General features: G+C 72.8%; 20 protein-coding genes. 18 read left to right on the top strand and 2 right to left on the bottom strand.

Annotated features, from left to right (window positions below):
• Positions 1 to 31: 31 nt before the first annotated feature.
• A complete protein-coding gene (locus J5Y05_RS24840; RefSeq protein WP_210875306.1) occupies positions 32 to 2,242 on the bottom strand; it encodes an ATP-binding protein in 2,211 nt (736 codons plus the stop codon).
• Between the two features lie 152 nt (positions 2,243 to 2,394).
• On the opposite strand from J5Y05_RS24840, the gene J5Y05_RS24835 reads away from it, so the two are divergent.
• The 12 genes from J5Y05_RS24835 (at position 2,395) to nusB (ending at position 15,666) form a co-directional block, all read left to right on the top strand.
• Positions 2,395 to 2,838 carry a DUF948 domain-containing protein gene (locus J5Y05_RS24835; protein ID WP_210875305.1) on the top strand — a complete coding sequence of 148 codons (444 nt, stop codon included), beginning with the start codon at positions 2,395 to 2,397 and terminating at the stop codon, positions 2,836 to 2,838.
• 7 nt (positions 2,839 to 2,845) lie between these two features.
• A complete protein-coding gene (locus J5Y05_RS24830) occupies positions 2,846 to 3,199 on the top strand; it encodes a hypothetical protein (protein ID WP_210875304.1) in 354 nt (117 codons plus the stop codon).
• Positions 3,199 to 5,871, top strand: coding sequence for an alanine--tRNA ligase (alaS, locus tag J5Y05_RS24825; RefSeq protein WP_210875303.1), 2,673 nt, complete (start codon positions 3,199 to 3,201; stop codon positions 5,869 to 5,871). Before J5Y05_RS24830 ends, alaS begins: the two co-directional genes overlap by 1 nt.
• A 56-nt stretch (positions 5,872 to 5,927) precedes the next feature.
• A complete protein-coding gene (gene ruvX, locus J5Y05_RS24820; RefSeq protein ID WP_210875302.1) occupies positions 5,928 to 6,392 on the top strand; it encodes a Holliday junction resolvase RuvX in 465 nt (154 codons plus the stop codon).
• A 123-nt stretch (positions 6,393 to 6,515) separates the two neighbouring features.
• Positions 6,516 to 8,288 carry an endolytic transglycosylase MltG gene (gene mltG, locus J5Y05_RS24815; RefSeq protein ID WP_210875301.1) on the top strand — a complete coding sequence of 591 codons (1,773 nt, stop codon included), beginning with the start codon at positions 6,516 to 6,518 and terminating at the stop codon, positions 8,286 to 8,288.
• Positions 8,269 to 9,174 (top strand): shikimate dehydrogenase, encoded by a 906-nt coding sequence (locus tag J5Y05_RS24810; protein WP_210875300.1) that lies wholly within the window; start codon positions 8,269 to 8,271, stop codon positions 9,172 to 9,174. The genes mltG and J5Y05_RS24810 overlap by 20 nt, the downstream gene beginning before the upstream one ends.
• 163 nt (positions 9,175 to 9,337) lie before the next feature.
• Positions 9,338 to 10,522: a chorismate synthase gene (aroC, locus tag J5Y05_RS24805; protein WP_210875299.1), complete on the top strand. Its 1,185-nt coding sequence runs from the start codon at positions 9,338 to 9,340 to the stop codon at positions 10,520 to 10,522.
• Complete coding sequence (gene aroB / locus J5Y05_RS24800) at positions 10,519 to 12,168, top strand: 3-dehydroquinate synthase (protein WP_210875298.1); 1,650 nt, start codon at positions 10,519 to 10,521, stop codon at positions 12,166 to 12,168. Before aroC ends, aroB begins: the two co-directional genes overlap by 4 nt.
• A gap of 162 nt (positions 12,169 to 12,330) precedes the next feature.
• Positions 12,331 to 13,356 carry a Pro-rich N-terminal domain-containing protein gene (locus tag J5Y05_RS24795; protein ID WP_210875297.1) on the top strand — a complete coding sequence of 342 codons (1,026 nt, stop codon included), beginning with the start codon at positions 12,331 to 12,333 and terminating at the stop codon, positions 13,354 to 13,356.
• Positions 13,357 to 13,497: 141 nt separating this feature from the next.
• The gene (locus J5Y05_RS24790) at positions 13,498 to 14,604 is read left to right on the top strand and encodes an aminopeptidase P family protein (protein WP_210875296.1); all 1,107 of its coding nucleotides are present in this window, start codon (positions 13,498 to 13,500) and stop codon (positions 14,602 to 14,604) included.
• Between the two features lie 58 nt (positions 14,605 to 14,662).
• Positions 14,663 to 15,229 carry an elongation factor P gene (gene efp, locus J5Y05_RS24785; RefSeq protein WP_210875295.1) on the top strand — a complete coding sequence of 189 codons (567 nt, stop codon included), beginning with the start codon at positions 14,663 to 14,665 and terminating at the stop codon, positions 15,227 to 15,229.
• Between the two features lie 2 nt (positions 15,230 to 15,231).
• A complete protein-coding gene (gene nusB, locus J5Y05_RS24780; RefSeq protein WP_210875294.1) occupies positions 15,232 to 15,666 on the top strand; it encodes a transcription antitermination factor NusB in 435 nt (144 codons plus the stop codon).
• A 138-nt stretch (positions 15,667 to 15,804) separates the two neighbouring features.
• Here nusB and bldD read toward each other — a convergent pair whose 3' ends face one another.
• Positions 15,805 to 16,308 carry a transcriptional regulator BldD gene (gene bldD / locus J5Y05_RS24775; RefSeq protein WP_210875293.1) on the bottom strand — a complete coding sequence of 168 codons (504 nt, stop codon included), beginning with the start codon at positions 16,306 to 16,308 and terminating at the stop codon, positions 15,805 to 15,807.
• 296 nt (positions 16,309 to 16,604) lie between these two features.
• Here bldD and pyrR point away from each other — a divergent pair, with 296 nt between their 5' ends.
• From pyrR to carB, 6 genes are all read left to right on the top strand, one after another.
• Positions 16,605 to 17,213, top strand: a complete 609-nt coding sequence (pyrR, locus tag J5Y05_RS24770) for a bifunctional pyr operon transcriptional regulator/uracil phosphoribosyltransferase PyrR (RefSeq protein ID WP_210875292.1) — start codon at positions 16,605 to 16,607, stop codon at positions 17,211 to 17,213.
• Between the two features lie 144 nt (positions 17,214 to 17,357).
• The gene (locus tag J5Y05_RS24765) at positions 17,358 to 18,338 is read left to right on the top strand and encodes an aspartate carbamoyltransferase catalytic subunit (RefSeq protein WP_210875291.1); all 981 of its coding nucleotides are present in this window, start codon (positions 17,358 to 17,360) and stop codon (positions 18,336 to 18,338) included.
• Positions 18,339 to 18,341: 3 nt separating this feature from the next.
• Entirely contained in the window at positions 18,342 to 19,628 is a 1,287-nt protein-coding gene (locus tag J5Y05_RS24760) for a dihydroorotase (protein WP_210875290.1), read from the top strand.
• Entirely contained in the window at positions 19,625 to 20,191 is a 567-nt protein-coding gene (locus tag J5Y05_RS24755; protein ID WP_210875289.1) for a PH-like domain-containing protein, read from the top strand. Before J5Y05_RS24760 ends, J5Y05_RS24755 begins: the two co-directional genes overlap by 4 nt.
• Positions 20,188 to 21,330: a glutamine-hydrolyzing carbamoyl-phosphate synthase small subunit gene (gene carA, locus J5Y05_RS24750; RefSeq protein WP_210875288.1), complete on the top strand. Its 1,143-nt coding sequence runs from the start codon at positions 20,188 to 20,190 to the stop codon at positions 21,328 to 21,330. Before J5Y05_RS24755 ends, carA begins: the two co-directional genes overlap by 4 nt.
• Positions 21,323 to 24,631, top strand: a complete 3,309-nt coding sequence (gene carB / locus J5Y05_RS24745) for a carbamoyl-phosphate synthase large subunit (protein WP_210875287.1) — start codon at positions 21,323 to 21,325, stop codon at positions 24,629 to 24,631. Before carA ends, carB begins: the two co-directional genes overlap by 8 nt.
• Positions 24,632 to 24,684 lie beyond the last annotated feature (53 nt).

Genomic DNA, 24,684 nt, shown 5'->3' with positions numbered 1-24,684 from the left:
CCGCCTCGCGGACCCGGCACCGGCAGGTGCCTCAGCCCGTCGTCTCCCCACCCCTGCGGGTGGGCGAGGCGGCGGGCTTCGCGTTCGGCGGCTTCGCCGGCGACCCCGCCGCGGGCGCCGGCTCAGGCACCCGGGTGCCCGGCCGCCGCAGCGCCCGCGCCACCGCCTCGTCCCGGCCGAGCCGCGTGCCCCGGCGCACACACGCCTCGTAGCCCGCGTCGCCCAGCAGCTCCCGCGCCGCCGCCTCGCACAGCTCGTGCGGGGTGTTGTAGTGCGCCGAACCGAACAGGGGCAGCCCCACCGAGGGCCACATCCGGCTCGCCGCGCCCTGGAGCACCGCCGCCTCCGCCGCGTCGCCCTCCGCCACCGTGACCAGCGCCAGCAGCTCCACCGCCAGCACCGAGCCGAGCTGGTCCCGGAAGCCGTGGGCACTGTCCAGGCACTCGGTCAGCAGCTCCCGGGCGGCGCCCGTCTCACCCCGGCTCCAGGCCGCGTAGGCCAGTACGTACAGCGCGTAGGCGCGGGCCCAGCGCTCGCCGTGGTCCTCGCAGACCCGGCGCACGTCCTCGCACAGCCGCACCGCGTCGGGCAGATCGCCCTGGAAGGCCCGCGTCATCGCCAGTTCCACCTGGCCCATCAGCACATTGCTGTTCAGCTCGCCGATCTCGCCGTAGCGGCGCAGCGCCGAGCGCAGCAGCGTCTCCGCGCGCGCCATGTCGTCGGTGACCAGCGCCAGGCAGCCGGTGCGGTGCTCCGCGTACGCCACCGCCGTCGCGTTCGCCGACCGCTCGGCCTCCTCCCGGCACTCCTGGAGGGCGCCCAGCGCCGCCACCGTGTCGCCCTGGAGGATCGCCACGTAGGCGAGGACCCACAGCGCCTTCAGCCGGGACTGCTCGCCCGCGGTCGGCTCCGCGTCCAGCCGCACCGCCTGCTCCAGCCAGCGCCGCCCCTCCGACAGCCGGCCGCTGCCGACCCAGTGGAACCACAGGGCGCCCGCCAGGTACTGGCCCAGGTGGGCCTCCTCCGGATCGGCCAGGCAGTGCTCCAGCGCGCTGCGCAGGTTGGGCAGTTCGGCGTCGACCCGGGCGGCGACCTCGCGCTGGCGCGGCGAGAACCACTCCAGCTCGCACCAGGTCGCCAGGCCCACGTACCAGTCCCGGTGCCGGCGCCGCAGCCGGGCCGCGTCGCCCGCCGCCTCCAGCCAGCCGGCGCCGTACGCGCGGACCGTGTCGAGCATCCGGTAGCGGACCCCGGCCGAGGACTCCTCGCGGGTCAGCACCGACTGGGCGAGCAGCGCGGAGACCACGTCGAGCACGTCGTCGGCGGCGAGACCGCCGCCGCTGCACACGTACTCGGCGGCCTCCAGGTCGAAGGGGCCGGCGAAGACCGACAGCCGCGCCCACAGCAGCCGCTCCTCGGAGGTGCACAGCTCGTGGCTCCAGCCGATCGCCGTGCGCAGCGTCCGGTGGCGGGGGAGCGCGGTGCGGTCCCCGCCGGTCAGCAGCCGGAACCGGTCGTCCAGCCGGCGCAGCACCTGGCCGGGCGAGAGCGCGTCCAGCCGCCCCGCGGCCAGCTCGATGGCCAGCGGGATGCCGTCCAGCCGCCGGCACAGTTCGAGAGCCTCCCCGGCCGGACCGCCCCCGGCCGGGGAGGCGCCGGGGGCCTTCGGCCCGTCGGCCGCCTCGGGCCACGCCACCTCGCGCTGGGCCGCGCGGACCCGCAGCAGCTCCACCGCCTCCCCGGGGCCCAGCGGCGCCAGCGGCACCAGCCGCTCCCCGGCCACGCCCAGCGGACGGCGGCCCACCGCCAGCACCCGCAGCCCCGGCGCCCGCTCCAGCAGCTCCGCCACCAGCGCGGCGCACGGCTCCACCAGGTGCTCGACGCCGTCCAGGAGCAGCAGCGTCTCCCGGTCGGCCAGGTGCGCGAGGAGCGTCTCGCGCGGCAGCCGGGTGGTGTGGTCGGTCAGCCCGAGGGCCTCCACCACCGCGTAGTCGACGAACTCCGGGTCGCGCACCGGCGCCAGCTCGACGCGCCACACCCCGTCGCGCGGCGCGCGCCCGGCCGCCGCGCGCGCCGCCAGGCGCGACTTCCCGACCCCGCCGGTCCCGGTCACGGTCACCAGCCGGGAGACGTCCAGGGCCCGGCCCAGCCCGGCGAGTTCCGCCGTGCGCCCGACGAACGCGTCGAGTTCCAGCGGGAGATTGCCGTGCGGTGAGGGACCGCCACACCGATGAGCTGCCATGGAACACGGAGCGTACTGACCCGTATTCAGTCCGTACAATCGGTTCGCGCAACTCCTTCCGGCACGGTAATGCGGTACGGAGCGCGGTGCCCGGCGCGATAGGCTCGGTGCACGACTTTCTCGATGTACAGGCACGTCTTTTCAGGGAGCGGGTGCGCGCGGTGTCCGGTGGCGAGGTGGCCGGGGTCCTGGTGGCCGTCTTCTGGGCGATCCTGGTCTCCTTCCTCGCCGTCGCGCTGGCGAGGCTGGCCCAGACGCTCAGGGCGACCACCAAGCTGGTGGCGGACGTGACCGACCAGGCCGTCCCGCTACTGGCCGACGCCTCCGCGACGGTGCGCTCCGCGCAGACCCAGTTGGAGCGGGTCGACGCGATCGCCACCGACGTCCAGGAGGTCACCTCCAACGCCTCGGCGCTCTCGACCACCGTCGCCTCCACCTTCGGCGGCCCCCTGGTCAAGGTCGCGGCCTTCGGCTACGGCGTGCGCCGGGCGCTCGGCGCCCGGGGCGGGGACGGGCCGGCCGGGAAGCCGCGCCGCGCCGTGATCGTCGGCCGGACGATCCCGACCGCGCGGCGGACGAAGCGGAAGAAGGACTGACCCAGCGATGTTCCGCCGTACGTTCTGGTTCACCAGCGGCGTGGCCGCCGGAGTGTGGGCCACCACCAAGGTCAACCGCAAGCTGAGGGAACTGACCCCCGGGAGCCTGGCCGCGAGCGCGGCCGACAAGGCGCTCGACGCGGGCAGCCGGCTGCGGGACCGCGCGGTCGGCTTCGCCCTCGACGTCCGCGACCACATGGCACGCCGCGAGGCCGAGCTGGGCGACGCGCTCGGACTGCACGCGCCGCCGCCCGACCCGGCGCTCGCGCCGCCCCGGCGGTACGCCGCCATCGAGAACCGCAACGACCCGACGTACGTCGACAAGGCGACGTACTCGTCCAACCGGAATGAGGACCACTGATGGAGTCGGCCGAGATTCGTCGCCGCTGGTTGAGCTTCTTCGAGGAGCGCGGTCACACCGTCGTCCCTTCGGCGTCGCTCATCGCGGACGACCCGACTCTGCTGCTGGTCCCGGCGGGCATGGTGCCGTTCAAGCCGTACTTCCTCGGTGAGGTCAAGCCGCCTTTCGACCGCGCCACCAGCGTGCAGAAGTGCGTGCGCACCCCCGACATCGAAGAGGTCGGCAAGACCACCCGGCACGGCACGTTCTTCCAGATGTGCGGGAACTTCTCCTTCGGCGACTACTTCAAGGAAGGCGCCATCACCCTCGCCTGGGAGCTGCTCACCAGCCCCCAGGACAAGGGCGGTTACGGCCTCGACCCCGAGCGCCTGTGGATCACCGTCTACCAGGACGACGACGAGGCCGAGCGCATCTGGCACGACGTCGTCGGCGTCCCGGCCGAGCGCATCCAGCGCCTCGGCAAGAAGGACAACTACTGGTCCATGGGCGTCCCCGGCCCCTGCGGCCCCTGCTCCGAGATCAACTACGACCGCGGCCCCGAGTTCGGCGCCGAGGGCGGCCCCGCCGTCAACGACGAGCGGTACGTGGAGATCTGGAACCTCGTCTTCATGCAGTACGAGCGGGGCGAGGGCATCGGCAAGGAGGACTTCGAGATCCTCGGCGAGCTGCCGAGCAAGAACATCGACACCGGCCTCGGCCTGGAACGCCTCGCCATGATTCTGCAGGGCGTGCGGAACATGTACGAGATCGACACCTCCATGGCCGTCATCCGCAAGGCCACCGAGCTGACCGGTGTGGCCTACGGCGAGGCCCACGCCTCCGACGTCTCGCTGCGCGTGGTCACCGACCACATGCGCACCTCCGTGATGCTCATCGGGGACGGCGTCACCCCCGGCAACGAGGGCCGCGGCTACGTGCTGCGCCGCATCATGCGCCGGGCCATCCGCAACATGCGGCTGCTGGGCGCCACCGGCCCGGTCGTCCAGGACCTCATCGACGTCGTCGTCGCCATGATGGGCCGGCAGTACCCCGAGCTGGTCACCGACCGGGAGCGGATCGAGAAGGTCGCCCTCGCCGAGGAGGCCGCCTTCCTCAAGACGCTGAAGGCCGGCACCAACATCCTCGACACGGCCGTCACCGAGACCAAGACCGCCGGCGGCACCGTCCTCTCCGGCGACCAGGCGTTCCTGCTCCACGACACCTGGGGCTTCCCGATCGACCTCACCCTGGAGATGGCCGCCGAGCAGGGCCTCTCCGTGGACGAGGACGGCTTCCGCCGCCTGATGAAGGAGCAGCGGGAGCGCGCCAAGGCCGACGCCCGCGCCAAGAAGACCGGCCACGCCGACCTCGGGGCCTACCGGGAGATCGCCGACCGCGCCGGCGCCACCGACTTCATCGGCTACGGCGACACCGAGGGCGAGTCCACCATCGTCGGCATCCTCGTCGACGGCGTCTCCTCGCCCGCCGCCACCGAGGGCGACGAGGTCGAGATCGTCCTCGACCGCACCCCCTTCTACGCCGAGGGCGGCGGCCAGATCGGTGACACCGGCCGGATCAGGGCCGACTCCGGCGCCGTCATCGAGATCCGCGACTGCCAGAAGCCGGTCCCGGGCGTCTACGTCCACAAGGGCGTCGTCCAGGTCGGAGAGGTCACCGTCGGCGCCACGGCCCAGGCGACCATCGACTCGCTGCGCCGCAAGGCCATCGCCCGCGCCCACTCGGCCACCCACCTCACCCACCAGGCGCTGCGCGACGCGCTCGGCCCGACGGCCGCCCAGGCCGGCTCGGAGAACCAGCCCGGCCGCTTCCGCTTCGACTTCGGCTCGCCGTCCGCCGTGCCGACGGCCGTGATGACCGACGTCGAGCAGAAGATCAACGAGGTGCTCGCCCGCGACCTCGACGTCCGCGCCGACGTCATGGGCATCGACGAGGCCAAGAAGCAGGGCGCCATCGCCGAGTTCGGCGAGAAGTACGGCGAGCGGGTCCGGGTCGTCACCATCGGCGACTTCTCCAAGGAGCTGTGCGGCGGCACCCACGTCCACAACACCGCCCAGCTCGGCCTGGTCAAGCTGCTCGGCGAGTCCTCCATCGGCTCGGGCGTGCGCCGCATCGAGGCGCTGGTCGGCGTGGACGCCTACCACTTCCTCGCCCGCGAGCACACGGTGGTCGCCCAGCTCCAGGAGCTGGTCAAGGGCCGTCCGGAGGAGCTGCCGGAGAAGATCTCCGCCATGCTCGGCAAGTTGCGGGACGCCGAGAAGGAGATCGAGAAGTTCCGCGCGGAGAAGGTCCTCCAGGCCGCCGCCGGTCTCGCCGAGTCCGCCAAGGACGTGCGCGGCGTCGCCCTGGTGACCGGCCGGGTCCCCGACGGCACCACCGCCGACGACCTGCGCAAGCTCGTCCTCGACGTGCGCGGGCGCATCCAGGGCGGCCGGGCCGCCGTGGTGGCCCTGTTCACCGCGGTCAACGGCAAGCCGCTGACGGTCATCGCCACCAACGAGGCCGCCCGCGGGCGCGGGCTCAAGGCCGGCGACCTGGTCCGCACCGCCGCCAAGACCCTCGGCGGCGGAGGCGGCGGCAAGCCGGACGTCGCCCAGGGCGGCGGCCAGAACCCGGACGCCATCGGCGACGCCGCCGAGGCCGTCGAGCGGCTCGTGGCGGACACCGCGAAGTGAGCGCGGGTCGGGGCCCCGGCGGGGGCCCGGGGCACGGAACGGCGGAGGGCCCGGCCATGCGCCGGGGCCGCCGCCTGGCCGTCGACGTCGGCGACGCCCGGATCGGGGTCGCCTCGTGCGACCCGGACGGCATCCTCGCCACCCCGGTGGAGACCGTCCCCGGCCGGGACGTCCCGGCCGCCCACCGGCGGCTGCGTCAACTGGTCGAGGAGTATGAGCCGATCGAGATCGTCGTCGGGCTCCCGCGTTCCCTCAAGGGGGGCGAGGGCCCGGCCGCGGCCAAGGTGCGGGGCTTCGCCCAGGAGCTGGCCAGGGGCGTCGCCCCGGTCCCCGTACGCCTCGTCGACGAGCGGATGACGACCGTCACGGCGGGCCAGAGCCTGCGCGCGTCCGGGGTGCGGTCGCGCAAGGGCCGGTCGGTGATCGACCAGGCCGCGGCCGTCATCATCCTCCAACAGGCACTCGAATCCGAACGGGTGTCAGGCAAAGCACCCGGTGAGGGCGTCGAAGTGGTCATGTGATCGCGATACGGTAACGTTCCGCGCGATGCGGAGGCATTCGAACAGCCACCGCACAGCAAGAGGCGGAACGGGAGCCGGACCTTCCAGCCGCGCGTTCCGCCGCCTCGCGGCTCTAGGGGATCGATGACTGAGTATGGCCGGGGCCAAGGCTCCGCACCGTGGGGTCCGGAGGACCCCTTGTACGGGGACGGATGGGAGGGACAGCAGGCCCAGGCGGGCGGGCAGTCCCCCTACGGCGGCCAGCCCCAGCAGTATCCCGAGCAGCCGCAGCACCAGCACCAGCAGCAGTACGGCGAGTGGGGAGGCGGTGCCGGGTACGGCGAGCAGCAGTACGACCAGTACGGGCAGCCACCCCCCGGCGGACAGCAGTACGCACAGCAGCAGGACCAGCAGCAGTACGGCGGGCAGTACGACCAGCAGCAGTACGCGGCCCAGCAGCCTGAACAGCCCCACCAGCAGCACCCGCAGCACCCGCAGGGCCAGGACGAGGGCTGGGGCACCGGCGCGCATCCCCACGCGCAGTACCCCGGCGACCCGTCCGACCCCTACGGCCAGCAGGCCGCGGCCTACGGCGGCGGCGAGCAGCCCGACTTCTACGGCACCCCCGAGGCGTACCCGCCGCCCGAGCCGCCCGGCCGCCGGCGCACCGAACCCGAACCGGAGCGCACCGACTGGGACCCCGGCACCGAGGAGGAGGACCACGCCTTCTTCACCGGCGCCGACGAGGACGACAAGACCAGGGGCGCCGACGCCGACGAGGAGGGTCCGGTCCGCGGACGCGGCGAGCGCCGGGCCCGCGGCGGCAAACCGAAGAAGAAGGGCCGCAACGGCTGCGCCTGCCTCGTGGTCTCGCTGGTCCTGGGCGGCGGCGCCCTGGGCGTCGTGTACTTCGGTTACCAGTTCTACCAGGACCGTTTCGGATCGGCCCCGGACTTCGCGGGCAGCGGCAACGGCGAGCAGGTCACCGTCACCATCCCCAAGGGCGCGACCGGCTCGGTCATCGGCCAGGAGCTGAAACGCAAGGGCGTCGTCAAGAGCGTGGACGCCTTCATCTCCGCGCAGGCGAGCAACCCCGGCGGCCAGAGCATCCAGGACGGCGTCTACACGCTCCAGAAGCAGATGTCGGCCGAGAGCGCGGTCGAACTCCTGCTCAGCCCCAAGAGCCGCAACAACCTGATCATCGCCGAGGGCAAGCGCAACATCGACGTCTACAAGCTCATCGACAAGCGCCTGGAGGTCACGGAAGGCACCACCGCGAAGGTCGCCGAGAGCGAGTGGAAGAGCCTCGGCCTGCCCGAGTGGGCGCTGAATCACGAGAACCTCAAAGACCCCCTGGAAGGCTTCCTCTACCCCTCCAGCTACTCGGTCGCCAAGGGCCAGAAGCCCGAAGAGGTGCTCAAGCAGATGGTGGCGCGGGCCAACGAGCAGTACCAGCGGATCGGGCTGGAGAAGAAGGCGGCCGGACTCGGTCTCGACGGCCCCTGGGAACTGCTCACCGTGGCGAGCCTCGTCCAGGCCGAGGGCAAGACCCACGACGACTTCCGGATGATGTCCGAGGTCATCTACAACCGGCTCAAGCCCACCAACACCGAGACCAACCGGCTCCTCCAGTTCGACTCGACCTTCAACTACCTCAAGGGCGAGAGCAACATCCGGATCAGCGAGTCCGAGATCAACAGCAACAAGGACCCGTACAACACCTACACGAACAAGGGCCTGCCCCCCGGCCCCATCGGCAACCCCGGTCAAGAGGCACTGGAAGCGGCGCTGGTGCCGACGGACGACGGCTGGATCTACTTCGTGGCCACCGACGGCGTGAACAAGACCGAGTTCGCCAAGAACTACGCCGAATTCCAGAAGCTCAAGGACAAGTTCGATGCCACCACGGTCCGTTGACGCGCGCCGGGCCGCCGTGCTCGGCTCGCCCATCGCCCACTCCCTCTCCCCGGTGCTGCACCGCGCCGCCTACGCCGCGCTGGGCCTGGAGAAGTGGACGTACGACAGCTTCGACGTCGACGAGGCGGCCCTGCCCGGCTTCGTCGAGGGGCTCGGCCCCGAATGGGCGGGACTCTCGCTGACCATGCCGCTGAAGCGGGCGGTCATCCCGCTGCTCGACGAGGTCAGCGAGACGGCCGCCTCGGTGGACGCGGTCAACACGGTGGTCCTCGCCCCCGACGGCCGCCGCACCGGCGACAACACCGACATCCCCGGCATGGTGGCCGCCCTGCGCGAGCACGGCGTCGAGAAGGTGGAGACGGCCGCGGTGCTCGGCGCCGGCGCCACCGCCTCCTCCGCGCTGGCCGCGCTCGCCCGGATCTGCACCGGGGAGGTCGCCGTCTACGTCCGCGGCGAGGCGCGCGCCGCCGAGATGCGCGGCTGGTCCGAACGGCTCGGCGTCGCCGTCCGCGTCGTGGCGTGGGAGCGGGCCGCGGAGGCGCTGCACGCGCCGCTGGTCGTCGCCACCACCCCGGCCGGCACCACCGACGTGCTCGCCGGCGCCGTGCCGGAGCGCCCGGGGACCCTCTTCGACGTGCTCTACGAGCCCTGGCCCACCGCGCTCGCCGCCCGCTGGGCGGCCGGCGGCGGGGGCGTCGTCGGCGGCCTCGACCTCCTCCTGCACCAGGCCGTGCTCCAGGTGGAACAGATGACCGGCCGCTCCCCGGCCCCGTCGGCCGCCATGCGCGCGGCCGGCGAACGCGCCCTCGCACAGCGCCAGGCACCGCCGGCGGCCGGAAACGGAACCGGAAGCGGAGGGGAGCCCGGCCCGGCCCACCGCACCTGATCCACGGTCGTCCGCCAGGTGGACCGGCGACGAATCCGGCCCGGCGGACGTGGGAGGATCGGGGGTGGCGGACCGGGGCCCGCGCACCCGGCCACGCCGTCGCCGTACGCGGAGAAGGAGCGTGCGCAGGGCAGTACCGGGGCGCGAGCACTGAGGAGCACCGTTGAGCAGGTTGCGCTGGCTGACCGCGGGGGAGTCCCACGGTCCCGCACTCGTCGCGACGCTGGAGGGTCTGCCCGCCGGCGTGCCGATCACGACGGAGATGGTGGCGGATCATCTGGCGCGGCGGCGGCTGGGTTACGGGCGCGGTGCCCGGATGAAGTTCGAGCGGGACGAGGTGACCTTCCTCGGCGGTGTCCGGCACGGTCTGACCCTGGGCTCCCCGGTCGCGGTGATGGTCGGCAACACCGAGTGGCCGAAGTGGGAGCAGGTGATGGCCGCCGACCCGGTCGATCCGGAGGTGCTGGCCGGTCTGGCGCGCAACGCCCCGCTGACCCGTCCGCGGCCGGGCCACGCGGATCTGGCCGGGATGCAGAAGTACGGGTTCGACGAGGCGCGGCCGGTGCTGGAGCGGGCCTCGGCGCGGGAGACGGCGGCCCGCGTGGCGCTGGGCGCGGTCGCGCGGTCGTACCTGAAGGAGACGGCCGGCGTCGAGATCGTCAGCCACGTGGTGGAGCTGGCGGCGGCGAAGGCCCCGTACGGCGTGTACCCGGTGCCGGGGGACGTGGAGCGCCTCGACGCCGACCCGGTGCGCTGCCTGGACGCGGACGCCTCGAAGGCGATGGTCGCCGAGATCGACCAGGCCCACAAGGACGGCGACACCCTGGGCGGTGTGGTCGAGGTGCTGGCGTACGGGGTGCCCGTGGGGCTGGGCTCGCACGTGCACTGGGACCGGCGGCTGGACGCGCGGCTGGCGGCGGCGCTCATGGGCATCCAGGCGATCAAGGGCGTCGAGGTCGGGGACGGTTTCGGCCTGGCCCGGGTGCCCGGATCGCAGGCGCACGACGAGATCGTGGCGGACGACGACGGCATCCGGCGTGCCACCGGCCGCGCGGGCGGCACGGAGGGCGGCCTGTCGACGGGTGAGGTGCTGCGGGTGCGGGCGGCGATGAAGCCGATCGCGACGGTGCCGCGGGCGCTGCGGACGGTGGACGTGGTGACCGGCGAGGCGACCCAGGCGCACCACCAGCGCTCGGACGTGTGCGCGGTGCCGGCCGCCGGGATCGTGGCGGAGGCCATGGTCGCGCTGGTGCTCGCGGACGCGGTCGCGGAGAAGTTCGGCGGCGACAGCGTGCCCGAGACCCGCCGCAACGTCCGCTCCTACCTCGACGCCCTGGCCATCCGATGAGCGCACCGGTGGTCGTTCTCATCGGCCCGATGGGCGTCGGCAAGTCCACCGTCGGCCGGCTGCTCGCCGACCGCCTCGGCACCGGCTACCGCGACACCGACGAGGACATCGTCACCGCCCAGGGCCGCAGCGTCGCCGACATCTTCGTCGACGAGGGCGAGGCGGCCTTCCGCGCCCTGGAGAAGGAGGCCGTGCGCACCGCGCTCGCCGGGCACCGGGGCGTGCTCGCCCTCGGCGGCGGCGCGGTCCTCGACGCCGACACCCGGGCGCGGCTCGCCGGACACCACGTCGTCTACCTCTCCATGGACGTCGAGGAGGCCGTCAAGCGCACCGGGCTCAACGCCGCGCGCCCCCTGCTCGCCGTCAACCCGCGCAAGCAGTGGCGCGAGCTGATGGAGGCCCGCCGCGGCCTCTACGAGGAGGCGGCCTCCGTCACCGTGGCGACCGACGGCCGCACCCCCGAGGACGTCGCCCAGGCCGTCCTGGACGCCCTCGCCCCGCACATCGCACCGACCGCCGGGGAACCGTCCCCGCAGACCCGGCCGGAGGACGCCGTGGCAGACCCTGTGACCCGTATCGCGGTCGGCGGCAGCGCCGGCTCCGAGCCCTACGAGGTCCTGGTGGGGCACCAACTCCTCGGCGAGCTGGGCACCCTGATCGGCACCGCCGCCCAGCGCGTCGCCGTCATCCACCCCGAGGCCCTCGCCGAGACCGGCGAGGCGCTCCGCGCCGACCTCGCCGGCCAGGGCTACGAGGCCGTCGCCATCCAGGTGCCCAACGCCGAGGAGGCCAAGACCGCCGAGGTCGCCGCCTACTGCTGGAAGGCGCTCGGCCAGTCCGGCTTCACCCGCACCGACGTCCTCGTCGGCGTCGGCGGCGGCGCCACCACCGACCTGGCCGGGTTCGTGGCCGCCACCTGGCTGCGCGGGGTGCGCTGGATCGCCATCCCCACCACCGTGCTGGCCATGGTCGACGCGGCCGTCGGCGGCAAGACCGGCATCAACACCGCCGAGGGCAAGAACCTCGTCGGCTCCTTCCACCCGCCGGCCGGCGTCCTGTGCGACCTCGCCGCCCTGGAATCCCTGCCGGTCAACGACTACGTCTCCGGACTGGCCGAGGTCATCAAGGCCGGTTTCATCGCCGACCCGGTGATCCTCGACCTGATCGAGGCCGACCCCGACGCCGCGCGGACCCCGGCCGGGCCGCACACCGCCGAGCTGATCGTGCGCTCGATCCGGGTCAAGGCGGACGTCGTCTCCTCGGACCTGAAGGAGGCGGGCCGGCGCGAGATCCTCAACTACGGCCACACCCTCGGCCACGCCATCGAGAAGAACGAGCGGTACAAGTGGCGCCACGGCGCCGCCGTCGCCATCGGCATGCACTTCGCCGCCGAGCTGGGCCGCCTCGCCGGCCGGCTCGACGACGCCACCGCCGACCGGCACCGCAGCGTCCTCGAATCGGTCGGGCTGCCGCTGCACTACCGCCACGACCAGTGGCCCCGGCTGCTGGAGAACATGAAGGTCGACAAGAAGTCCCGCGGCGACCTGCTGCGCTTCGTCGTCCTGGACGGACTGGCCAAGCCGGCCGTGCTGGAGGGCCCCGACCCCGCCGTCCTGCTCGCCGCCTACGGCGAGGTGGGGGAGTAAGTACCCCCGCGTCCCTTCCGTCCGGCCCGCCCGCGGTGCCGGGCACCCGACGACGTCCCCGGCCGCCTCACCAAACGCCGGCCGGGGACGGTACCGTTCGGTGGCAGGCGGGAGCCCCCGCCGGTCAGCGCCCATCGCCTGTACGAGACGGAGTGGCACCGGATGCAGCACGCAGTGGGGTCTCCGCTGCCGCCGCCCCACCAGCCGGGGCACGGACCGGCCGCCGGCTGGTCCCCGGCCGCACACCACCCGGGGCCGCACCACCAGGGCCCCGCCCCTGTGCCCCCGCCCCCGGGCCCCCCGATGCGGACCCCGCAGCCCGGAACGCCCCAGCCCGGCGGACCGCACCCAGGTCCGCCGCAGTCGGGAGTGCCGCACTCGGGCCCGCCGCAGTCCGGCGTGCCTCACCCGGGCCCCCCACAGTCCGGCGTGCCTCACCCCGGCCCCCCGCACCCCGCCCCGCCCCGCCCCGCCGGTCCGCACGCCGGAGCCCCGCGGCAGCCGCCCGCCCCGCACCCCGCGCCGAACGCGCCCGCGACGGACGCCACCGGCCATGTGCCGCTGCCCCCGGGCGGCCCCGTCGCCGCCCCCGGCATGCCCGGCGCCCCCTCGGCCACGCCCGACCCGGCCACCGCCACCCTCGCCGTCCTGCTCATAGGACCGGCCGGCGCCGGCAAGACGACCGTCGCCAAATACTGGGCCGGCCACCGCCGCGTGCCCACCGCGCACATCAGCCTCGACGACGTCCGCGAGTGGGTCCGCTCCGGTTTCGCCGACCCCCAGTCCGGCTGGAACGACCACTCCGAGGCCCAGTACCGCCTCGCCCGCCGCACCTGCGGCTTCTCGGCCCGCAACTTCCTCGCCAACGGCATCTCGTGCATCCTCGACGACGCCGTCTTCCCCGACCGTCCCGTCGTCGGCCTCGGTGGCTGGAAACGGCATGTCGGCCCCGGCCTGCTCCCGGTCGTCCTGCTGCCCGGACTGGACATCGTCCTGGAGCGCAACGCCGCGCGCAGCGGCAACCGGCGGCTCACCGACGAGGAGGTCGCCCGCATCCACGGCCGGATGGCCGGGTGGTACGGGTCGGGCCTGCCCATCATCGACAACTCCCAGCTCGGGATAGCGGAGACGGCGAGGGTCCTGGACGAGGTCCTGGCCCGCTCCATAGCCAGCCCGCCGCAGTGGTAGCGGCACCCGCCGGACCGGCCGCCGTGTGACGTGGGGGACCGGTGGGGCCTGCGTGACGGATGTGGCACCACGGCGGGCCCAGGGGCCCCACTCGGACCCGCTCGACCGGCGACATCCGGCCACCCCTCGTAGGCTCGGCTCATGTCAGAGGTGTACGCGGCCCGCCGGACGCGCCTACGGGAACGCTGCAACGCGGGCGCAGGCGCGGCGGTACTGGTCTCCCGGCCCGCCAACGTGCGCTATCTCGCGGGCGCGGCCCCGCACGGCGCGGTGCTGCTGCTCGGCGGGAGTGAGGACCTCCTCGTGCACGGAGGACCGCCCTACGCCCGCCCCACCGAGGGCCGTCCCGACGAGAACCTGCGGGTCCACGTCCTGCCCGGACCCGGCGGCGACCCCGCCGTCGCCGCCGCCGGCATCGCCGCCTCCCGGGGCGCCGACTCCCTCGCCACCGAGGACCACCACCTCACCGTCGCCCGCCACCGCGCCCTGCGCTCCGTCGCGCCCGGACTGCGCCTGACCGACATCGGGGGAGCGGTCGAACAACTCCGGGTGATCAAGGACGAGGAGGAGATCTCCTGCCTGCGCATCGGCGCGGAGATCGCCGACCAGGCCCTCGGCGAACTCCTCGAATCCATCCTGGTCGGCCGCACCGAGCGGCACCTCGCCCTGGAACTGGAACGGCGCCTGGTCGACCACGGCGCCGACGGCCCCGCCTTCGCCACCTCCGTCGCCACCGGACCCCACTCCGGCCGCCGCGGCCACCGCCCCAGCGACCGGCGGGTGGAGGAGGGCGACTTCCTCTCCGTCTGCCTCGGCGCCGACTACCGCGGCTACCGCTGCGAGATCGGCCGCACCTTCGTCATCGGCACCTCGCCCGCCGACTGGCAGATCGACCTGTACGACCTGGTCTTCTCCGCCCAGCGGGCCGGGCGGGAGGCCCTCGTGCCCGGCGCGGCCTGCCGTGACGTGGACCGCGTCACCCGCCAGCCGCTGGACTCCGCGGGGTACGCGGAGTACCTCCCGCCGCTCACCGGGCACGGGGTCGGGCTGGAAATCGGCGAGGACCCGCAATTGGCCCCCGCGGCCATGGGTAAACTGGACGCTTGTGTGCCGGTCACCGTCGAACCGGGAGTCCACCTCCCGGGCCGGGGCGGGGTCCGGATCGATGACACGCTCGTCGTGCGCCCCGAGGCGGACGGCGGACCCGAGCTACTCACCATCACGACCAAGGAGCTGCTCGCGCTCTAGCCCCGCGCTGTGCGCCCGCCCCCCAGTCGTCCACGTCAGTCCAGGAGATTCCACAACCGTGGCTTCCACGAACGACCTCAAGAACGGCATGGTGCTCAAGCTCGAAGGCGGCCAGCTCTGGTCCGTCGTCGAGTTCCAGCACGTCAAGCCCGGCAAGGGCCCCGCCTTCGTGCGCACCAAGCTCAAGAACGTGCTCTCCGGCAAGACCGTCGACAAGACCTTCAACGCCGGTGTCAAGGTCGACACCGCCACCGTCGACCGCCGCGACATGCAGTTCTCCTACATGGACGGCGACTACTTCGTCTTCATGGACATGGAGACCTACGACCAGCTCCACGTCGACCGCAAGGCCGTCGGGGACACCGCCCACTTCCTGGTCGAGGGCTTCGAGGCCACCGTCGCCCAGCACGAGGGCGAGGTGCTCTCCGTCGAGCTGCCCGCCGCCGTCGAGCTGACGGTCCAGGACACCGAGCCCGGCGTCCAGGGCGACCGCTCCACCGGCGGCACCAAGCCCGCCACGCTGGAGACCGGCCACCAGATCCAGGTCCCGCTCTTCATCACCACCGGTGAGAAGATCAAGGTCGACACCCGCACGAGCGACTACCTCGGCCGGGTGAACGGCTAACCGTGGCTGCTCGCAACACGGCCCGCAAGCGCGCCTTCCAGATCCTCTTCGAAGGCGATCAGCGCGGCGCCGATGTCCTGACGGTCCTCGCCGACTGGGTCCGGCACGCCGGGTCCGACACACGGCAGCCGCCGGTGAGCGAGTACACGATGGATCTCGTGGAGGGCTACGCCGTGCGCGCCGCGCGCATCGACGAGCTGATCGCCCAGTACGCGGTGGGCTGGACGCTCGACCGGATGCCGGTCGTCGACCGCAACATCCTTCGCCTGGGCGCCTACGAGCTGATCTGGGTCGACACCACCCCGGACGCCGTCGTCCTCGACGAGATGGTCCAGCTCGCCAAGGAGTTCTCGACGGCGGACTCGCCGGCCTTCGTCAACGGGCTGCTCGGCCGGCTCAAGGAGCTGAAGCCGTCGCTGCGCCGGGAAGACGCCTGACCCGATCCGATGCCCGAGGGGCCCGCGGCACCACCCGCCGCGGGCCCCTCGGGCCTCCCGCCGAAAACACCGCCGGGGTGGCCGGAACCACAAGGTTCCGGCCACCCCGGCGGCACGTTTCTGCTGGGCGGGAGGCAGTCAGCTCTCGTCGTGGGTGGCGACCGCGCGGCGCGCGTCCGCGTCCAGCACGCCCCAACTGATGAGCTGCTCGGTGAGGACCGAGGGCGACTGGTCGTAGATCACGGCGAGGGTGCGCAGGTCGTCCTGGCGGATCGAGAGCACCTTGCCGTTGTAGTCACCGCGCTGCGACTGGATCGTGGCGGCGTACCGCTGGAGCGGGCCCGCCTTCTCGGCCGGCACCGTGGCCAGCCGCTCCAGGTCCAGGACCAGCTTCGGCGGCGGCTCGGCCGCGCCGCCCGGGGTCGTGCCCGGCAGCAGCTCCTGCACGGGGACGCCGTAGAAGTCCGCCAGCTCGGCGAGGCGCTGCACGGTCACGGCGCGGTCGCCGCGTTCGTACGAACCGACCACCACGGCCTTCCAGCGGCCCTGGGACTTCTCCTCGACACCGTGGAGGGAAAGGCCCTGCTGGGTGCGGATGGCCCGGAGCTTGGCCCCGAGCTGTTTGGCGTATTCGCTGGACATATGGCTCCCGGACAAGGTGTCGACGCGGCCGGCCTTGTTGTCTGCCGCGCGGCTGGTAACTCACTGTGAGGTTACGCAGAGTTACTTGCCTGCGTCAAGCCGAATGGTCCGCCCCGGCTGATCCGTGATATCCGCGGCCCGTTACTGCGTACGGGTGGGCCGGGTGCGGCGCCGGGGTGACGGGGGCGTGTCCCGGGCGGTGCGGGGGTGCTCCCGTGGGCCTGCTACGGTAGGTGGCGCAAATCCGACGTCCTTTAAGGTCCGTCCCGTGAGACGGAGAAGGAGGTCCGTTTCGTATGGACACGCACCACCGGCAGGGCGATCAGGCCCGGCCCGAGGACCCGCGCTCCGAGGCGCGGCCCGTCCTGGAGGGCCCCGACATCGCCCGGGTGCTCACCCGCATCGCCCACGAGATCGTCGAACGCGCCAAGGGCGCCGACGACGTGGTGCTCCTCGGCATCCCCACCCGGGGCGTCTTCCTCGCCCGGCGGCTCGCCGCCAAGCTGGAGGAGATCACCGAGCGCGCGATCCCGGTCGGCTCCCTCGACATCACCATGTACCGGGACGACCTGCGCCTGCAGCCGCCTCGGGCGCTGGCCCGCACCGAGATCCCCGGTGACGGCATCGACGGCCGCCTCGTCGTCCTCGTCGACGACGTCCTCTTCTCCGGCCGTACCATCCGCGCCGCCCTGGACGGCCTGAACGACATCGGGCGCCCCCGCGCGGTGCAGCTCGCCGTCCTCGTCGACCGCGGCCACCGCGAGCTGCCCATCCGCGCCGACTACGTCGGCAAGAACCTCCCCACCTCGCTGCGGGAGACGGTCAAGGTCCTGCTCGCCGAGGAGGACGGCCGCGACACCGTGCTGCTCGGCGCCAAGCGGGCCACCCCCGGCGCGCACCCGTAACTCCCGGCGCACGCCCCGGCGGGCCACCACCCGCCGTCCGGCACGCCGACGCGCCGTCCAGGCCATCGGGACGCACCCCGACACGCCCGGACACGCCCGAATTCTCCTGATCTTCCGCTTGAATCGCCTTACGGAGCCTGACAGATGCAGCGCCATCTCATCTCGGCCGCCGACCTCTCCCGCGACGACGCCGTCCTGATCCTCGACACCGCCGAGGAGATGGCGCGGGTCGCCGACCGGCCGATCAAGAAACTGCCCACCCTGCGCGGCCGTACCGTGGTCAACCTCTTCTTCGAGGACTCCACCCGGACCCGGATCTCCTTCGAGGCCGCCGAGAAGCGGCTCTCCGCCGACGTCATCAACTTCACCGCCAAGGGGTCGAGCCTCTCCAAGGGCGAGTCCCTCAAGGACACCGCCCAGACGCTGGAGGCCATGGGCGTGGACGCGGTCGTCATCCGGCACGGCGCCTCCGGCGCCCCCTACCGGCTGGCCACCTCGGGGTGGATCGACGCGGCCGTCGTCAACGCGGGCGACGGCACCCACCAGCACCCCACCCAGGCCCTGCTGGACGCGTTCACCATGCGCCGCCGGCTGGTCGGCCGCGACGCCGGCCTCGGCCGGGACCTGGACGGCCGGCACATCACCCTGGTCGGCGACATCCTGCACAGCCGGGTCGCCCGCTCCAACGTCGACCTGCTGCACACCCTCGGCGCCGAGGTCACCCTCGTCGCCCCGCCCACCCTGCTGCCGGTCGGGGTCGAGACCTGGCCCTGCGAGGTCTCCTACGACCTCGACGCCACCCTGCCCAAGTCCGACGCGGTGATGCTGCTGCGCGTGCAGCGCGAGCGCATGAACGCCGCGTTCTTCCCGACCGAGCGCGAGTACGCCCGCCGCTACGGCCTCGACGGCGAGCGCATGGCGCGCATGCCCGACCACGCCATCGTCATGCACCCCGGCCCGATGGTCCGCGGCATGGAGATCACCGCCGAGGTCGCCGACTCCGGCCGCTGCACCGCCGTCGAGCAGGTCACCAACGGCGTCTCCATCCGCATGGCCGTCCTGTACCTGCTGCTCGGCGGGAACGAGACCGCCCTCACCCACGCCCGCACCACGGAGGAGAAGTAAGAGATGAGCAAGACCCTGATCCGCGGTGCGAAGGTGCTCGGCGGCGACCCCCGGGACGTCCTGGTCGACGGCGGCGTCGTCGCCGAGGTCGGCACCGGCCTGAGCGCCGAGGGCGCCGAGGTCGTCGAGGCGGCCGGCAAGGTGCTCCTGCCGGGCCTGGTCGACCTCCACACCCACCTGCGCGAACCAGGCCGTGAGGACTCCGAGACCGTCCTGACCGGCACCCGCGCGGCGGCGAGCGGCGGCTACACCAGCGTCTTCGCCATGGCCAACACCTTCCCCGTCGCCGACACCGCCGGCGTGGTCGAGCAGGTCTACCGGCTCGGCCGGGACCACGGCTACTGCGACGTGCAGCCCATCGGCGCCGTCACCGTCGGCCTGGAGGGAGCCCAGCTCGCCGAACTCGGCGCCATGCACGAGTCCGCGGCCGGCGTCACCGTCTTCTCCGACGACGGCAAGTGCGTCCACGACGCCGTGATCATGCGCCGCGCCCTGGAGTACGTGAAGGCGTTCGGCGGCGTCATCGCCCAGCACGCCCAGGAGCCCCGGCTCACCGAGGGCGCCCAGATGAACGAGGGCGTCGTCTCCGCCGAACTGGGACTCGGCGGCTGGCCCGCCGTCGCCGAGGAGTCGGTCATCGCGCGGGACGTCCTGCTCGCCGACCACGTCGGCTCCCGCGTCCACATCTGCCACCTCTCCACCGCCGGCTCCGTGGAGATCGTGCGCTGGGCCAAGTCCCGCGGCATCGACGTCACCGCCGAGGTCACCCCGCACCACCTGCTCCTCACCGACGAACTGGTGCGCTCCTACGACCCGGTCTACAAGGTCAACCCGCCGCTGCGCACGGAGCGCGACGTCATGGCGCTGCGCGAGGCGCTCGCCGACGGCACGATCGACATCGTCGCCACCGACCACGCCCCGCACCCGCACGAGGACAAGGACTGCGAGTGGGCCGCCGCCGCCATGGGCATGGTCGGCCTGGAGACCGCGCTGTCGGTGGTCCAGGAGACGATGGTGGAGACGGGCCTGCTGGACTGGGCCGGCGTCGCCGACCGGATGTCCTTCACCCCGGCCCGGATCGGCCGCGCCACCGGCCACGGCCGGCCCGTCTCGGCTGGTGAGCCCGCCAACCTCACCCTCGTGGACACCGCATACCGTGGCCGGGTGGACCCCGCGGGCTTCGCCTCGCGCAGCCGCAACACCCCCTACGAGGGCCGCGAGCTGCCGGGCCGTGTCACGCACACATGGCTGCGGGGCAAGGCCACGCTCGTCGACGGGAAGCTCACGTGACACCTGTAATCCTGCTGGCCGCCGAGAAGGAATCGGCGCAAGTGACCGACTGGGCCGCGCGCATCGGCTGGGTCGTCGGCCTCGGCCTGTTCGTGGCCCTCGTCTACTGGCTGATGCGCGAGGGCTGGAAGTGGCGCGGCACCCTCCAGGGCGACCTGCCCGAGCTGCCCACCGCCCCCGACACGCCCGGCCCCGCCCGGCTGACCATGAGCGGGCGCTACCACGGCTCCACCACCGCCGGGCAGTGGCTCGACCGCATCGTCGCCCGCGGACTGGGCACCCGCAGCCGCGCCGAGCTGACCCTGACCGACGCGGGACTGGAGGTCGTGCGCCCCGGCGCGGACGACTTCTTCGTCCCGGCCGGCCGGCTGCGCGAGGCCCGCCTCGACAAGGGCATCGCCGGCAAGGTCCTCACCGAGGGCGGACTGCTCGTGGTGACCTGGGAGCACGGCGACCGGCTGATCGACTCCGGCTTCCGCTCCGACCGCGCGGCCGAGCACACCGAGTGGGCCGACACCCTGAACGACATGATCAACAAGACGGAAACGGAAGGCGCACGATGACGACCTCCACCAGGGGAGCCGCCAGGACTCCCGCCGTACTCGTCCTGGAGGACGGCCGGAGCTTCCGCGGCCGTGCCTACGGGGCCGTGGGGGCCACCTTCGGCGAAGCCGTGTTCTCCACCGGCATGACCGGCTACCAGGAGACCCTCACCGACCCGTCGTACCACCGCCAGGTCGTCGTGATGACCGCCCCGCACGTCGGGAACACCGGCGTCAACGACGAGGACCGCGAGTCCCGCACGATGTGGGTGGCCGGCTTCGTCGTCCGCGACCCCGCCCGCCTGCCCTCCAACTGGCGCTCCCGCCGCTCCCTCGACGACGAGCTCGCCGAGCAGGGCGTCGTCGGCATCTCCGGCATCGACACCCGCGCCCTCACCCGCCACCTGCGCGAGCGCGGCGCCATGCGCGCCGGCATCTTCTCCGGCGAGGAGATCGCCGACGAGGCCGCCCTGCTCGCCCGGGTCCGCGAGACCCCCGGCATGGCGGGCGCCGACCTGACCGCCGAGGTGACCACCGCCGAGGCGTACGTCGTCCCCGCGGCCGGCGAGAAGCGGTTCACCGTCGCCGCCGTCGACCTCGGCATCAAGGGCACCACCCCGTACCGGATGGCCCAGCGCGGCATCGAGGTGCACGTCCTGCCCGCCACCGCCACCATCGAGGACGTCTACGCGGTCCGGCCCGACGGCGTCTTCTTCTCCAACGGCCCCGGCGACCCCGCCACCGCCGACCACGCCGTCTCCCTGATGCGCGGCGTCCTGGACCGCGGCACCCCGCTCTTCGGCATCTGCTTCGGCAACCAGATCCTCGGCCGCGCCCTCGGCTTCGGCACCTACAAGCTGAAGTACGGCCACCGCGGCATCAACCAGCCCGTACAGGACCGTACGACCGGCAAGGTCGAGATCACCTCGCACAACCACGGCTTCGCCGTCGACGCCCCGCTCGACCAGGTGTCCGACACCCCCTACGGCCGTGTCGAGGTCTCCCACGTCTGCCTCAACGACGACGTGGTGGAGGGGCTGCGCCTCCTCGACAAGCCGGCCTTCAGCGTCCAGTACCACCCGGAGGCGGCCTCCGGCCCGCACGACGCCGCCTACCTGTTCGACCGTTTCGTCTCCCTGATGGAGGGCCAGCGTGCCTAAGCGCACCGATATCCAGTCCGTCCTGGTCATCGGCTCCGGCCCGATCGTCATCGGCCAGGCCGCCGAGTTCGACTACTCCGGCACCCAGGCGTGCCGCGTCCTGAGGGCCGAGGGCCTGCGGGTCGTCCTCGTCAACTCCAACCCGGCCACGATCATGACCGACCCGGAGATCGCCGACGCCACCTACGTCGAGCCGATCACCCCCGAGTTCGTCGAGAAGATCATCGCCAAGGAGCGCCCCGACGCGCTGCTGCCCACCCTGGGCGGCCAGACGGCCCTCAACACCGCCATCTCCCTGCACGACAGCGGCGTCCTCGACAAGTACGGCGTGGAGCTGATCGGCGCCAACGTCGCCGCCATCCACAAGGGCGAGGACCGCGACCTCTTCAAGGACGTCGTCGAAGAGGTCCGCAAGAAGACCGGCCACGGCGAGTCCGCCCGCTCGGTCATCTGCCACTCCATGGACGAGATCCTCGCCGGCGTCGACGAGCTGGGCGGCTACCCCGTCGTCGTCCGCCCCTCCTTCACCATGGGCGGCGCCGGCTCCGGCTTCGCCCACGACGAGGAGGAGCTGCGCCGCATCGCCGGCCAGGGCCTCGCCCTCTCGCCGACCACCGAGGTGCTCCTGGAGGAGTCCATCCTCGGCTGGAAGGAGTACGAGTTGGAGCTGATGCGCGACCGGAACGACAACGTCGTGGTCGTCTGCTCCATCGAGAACTTCGACCCGATGGGCGTGCACACCGGCGACTCGATCACCGTCGCGCCCGCGATGACCCTGACCGACCGCGAGTACCAGGTCCTGCGCGACATCGGCATCGCCGTCATCCGCGAGGTCGGCGTCGACACCGGCGGCTGCAACATCCAGTTCGCGGTCAACCCCGAGGACGGCCGGGTCATCGTCATCGAGATGAACCCGCGCGTCTCGCGCTCCTCGGCGCTCGCCTCCAAGGCGACCGGCTTCCCCATCGCCAAGATCGCCGCCAAGCTCGCCGTCGGCTACACCCTCGACGAGATCCCCAACGACATCACGCGCGAGACCCCGGCCTCCTTCGAGCCGACCATCGACTACGTGGTCGTCAAGGCGCCCCGCTTCGCCTTCGAGAAGTTCCCCTCCGCCGACTCCACGCTGACCACCACCATGAAGTCGGTCGGCGAGGCCATGGCGATCGGCCGCAACTTCACCGAGGCGTTCCAGAAGGCCCTGCGCTCGCTGGAGAAGAAGGACAGCCGCTTCACCTTCGTCGGCGAGCCCGGCGACAAGGCCGAACTGCTGCGGGAGGCGGTCCGCCCCACCGACGGCCGCGTCAACGCGGTCATGCAGGCCATCCGCGCGGGCGCCACGCCCGAGGAGGTCTTCGAGGCCACCCGGATCGACCCCTGGTTCGTCGACCAGCTCTTCCTCGTCAAGGAGATCGCCGACGAGATCGCCGCCGCGCCCGAGCTGACCCGCGACCTGCTCGCCGAGGCCAAGCGGCACGGCTTCTCCGACCAGCAGATCGGCGAGATCCGCGGCCTGCGCGAGGACGTCGTCCGCGAGGTCCGGCACGCCCTCGGCATCCGCCCGGTCTACAAGACGGTCGACACCTGCGCCGCCGAGTTCGCCGCGAAGACCCCGTACTTCTACTCGTCCTACGACGAGGAGAGCGAGGTCGCCCCGCGCGAGAAGCCCGCCGTGATCATCCTGGGCTCCGGACCCAACCGCATCGGCCAGGGCATCGAGTTCGACTACTCCTGCGTGCACGCCTCCTTCGCGCTGAGCGACGCCGGGTACGAGACCGTGATGGTCAACTGCAACCCGGAGACCGTCTCCACCGACTACGACACCTCCGACCGGCTCTACTTCGAGCCGCTCACCCTGGAGGACGTCCTGGAGATCGTCCACGCCGAGCAGCAGGCCGGCCCGGTCGCGGGCGTCATCGTCCAGCTCGGCGGACAGACCCCGCTCGGCCTCGCCCAGGCCCTCAAGGACAACGGCGTCCCCATCGTCGGCACGCCGCCCGAGGCCATCCACGCCGCCGAGGACCGGGGCGCCTTCGGCCGCGTCCTCGCCGAGGCCGGACTGCCCGCCCCCAAGCACGGCACCGCCACCACCTTCGCCGAGGCCAAGTCCATCGCGGACGAGATCGGCTACCCGGTCCTGGTGCGGCCCTCGTACGTGCTCGGCGGACGCGGCATGGAGATCGTCTACGAGGAGGCCCGGCTGGAGTCGTACATCGCCGAGTCCACCGAGATCGGCCCCTCCCGCCCGGTCCTCGTCGACCGCTTCCTCGACGACGCCATCGAGATCGACGTCGACGCGCTCTACGACGGGAACGAGCTGTACCTCGGCGGCGTCATGGAGCACATCGAGGAGGCCGGCATCCACTCCGGCGACTCGGCGTGCGCCCTGCCCCCGATCACGCTCGGCGGCTTCGACATCAAGCGGCTGCGCACCTCCACGGAGTCCATCGCCGCCGGGGTCGGCGTACGCGGTCTGATCAACATCCAGTTCGCGCTCTCCGGCGACATCCTCTACGTCCTGGAGGCCAACCCGCGCGCCTCGCGGACCGTGCCCTTCACCTCGAAGGCGACCGCGGTGCCGCTGGCCAAGGCCGCCGCCCGCATCTCGCTCGGCGCCACCATCGCCGAGCTGCGCGCCGAGGGACTGCTGCCCGCCGCCGGCGACGGCGGGACCCTGCCGCTGGACGCGCCGATCTCCGTCAAGGAGGCCGTGCTGCCCTGGTCCCGCTTCCGGGACATCCACGGCCGCGGCGTCGACACCGTCCTCGGCCCGGAGATGCGCTCCACCGGCGAGGTCATGGGCATCGACTCGCTCTTCGGCACCGCCTACGCCAAGTCGCAGGCCGGCGCGTACGGGCCGCTGCCGACCAAGGGCCGGGCGTTCATCTCCGTCGCCAACCGCGACAAGCGCTCGATGATCTTCCCGGCGCGCGAGTTGGTCGCCCACGGCTTCGAACTGCTCGCCACCTCCGGCACCGCCGAGGTCCTCAAGCGCAACGGCATCAACGCCACCGTCGTGCGCAAGCAGTCCGAGGGCACCGGCCCGAACGGCGAGCGGACCATCGTCCAGCTCATCCACGACGGCGAGGTCGACCTCATCGTCAACACGCCGTACGGCACCGGCGGCCGGCTCGACGGCTACGACATCCGCACGGCGGCCGTCTCCCGCGCCGTGCCCTGCCTGACGACGGTCCAGGCGCTCGCCGCGGCGGTCCAGGGCATCGACGCCCTGCACCGGGGCGAGGTGGGGGTCCGCTCCCTCCAGGAACACGCCGAGTTCCTGATCGCGGCCCGCGACTAGCACTCCCGAGGGGGACACCGGAGACGGTGTCCCCCTCGGGCCGTGTACCGGGG

The sequence above is a fragment of the Streptomyces tagetis genome, from assembly GCF_018069565.1.
Classification (GTDB): Bacteria; Actinomycetota; Actinomycetes; order Streptomycetales; family Streptomycetaceae; genus Streptomyces; species Streptomyces tagetis.
The sequence above is the reverse complement of the archived record's forward strand: the minus strand, read 5'-3'. Positions and strand labels throughout refer to the sequence as shown.